1 protein-coding gene is annotated in these 757 nt (G+C 34.5%); it reads left to right on the top strand.

Annotated elements, in window-relative coordinates; genetic code table 11:
- Positions 1-360, top strand: a 360-nt coding sequence (locus AC1DPZ_RS28410; RefSeq protein WP_477409848.1) for a glycosyltransferase, incomplete at its 5' end; no start/stop codon positions are given.
- Positions 361-757: the final 397 nt, after the last annotated feature.

The raw sequence follows: 757 nt of genomic DNA, 5'->3' as shown, positions 1-757 counted from the left end.
GTATATTTCCCCGGCATGCTTTCCGGCGATGCCAAATGGGGGGCTTTTTATTCCTGCGATGCATTTATTCTTCCCAGCCACCAGGAAAATTTTGGGATATCAGTAGCCGAAGCGCTGGCTTGTGGTAAGGTGGTTTTAATTTCTAACAAAGTTAACATTTGGACAGAAATTAAAAATGCTGAAGCTGGACTTGTAGAAGATGATACAGCACAGGGAACTGAAAAATTAATTAAAAATTGGCTTGATCTTTCACCAGCTGATAAAAAGAAAATGGAAATCAACGCCATAAATGTATATGCAGATAAATTTTCGATAGGCCCTAACGCCCTCCGTTTTAAAAATGCTATAATTAATCATTAAATTAAATATTATAATTTTTCTTAATAATCCACAACCAGGATACTGCAGCCGTCCAAGCATTTCCGTTGGAATGGAGTGTTGTGCGCATAATATGGGGTGTTATAGAATGTCTTATTTTTTCGCTAATTGCATATTACGAACTATTGATTAACTTATTGTAAAATATAACCAGTAGCAGATCGTTATAATGGTGTTTAAATAAGGAAATGTAATTAGTCATATGAAACATTATTTCGGTTTCCTCTCTATATTTTCTTTACTGGCATATTTTTCCATTTTCATTCCCGAATATGCGCTCTCAACAATTAGAATAAATTCTAACCTTTACAGATCGGAAATAAAAGGTCCTATTCCTATAAATTTTACGTTAACCGAAGATGGTTATGTAACGTTAGTC

The organism is Mucilaginibacter sp. P4_G9, from assembly GCF_056400985.1.
Note: the sequence above shows the minus strand (reverse complement) of the source record. Positions and strands in the feature narration are given on the sequence as shown.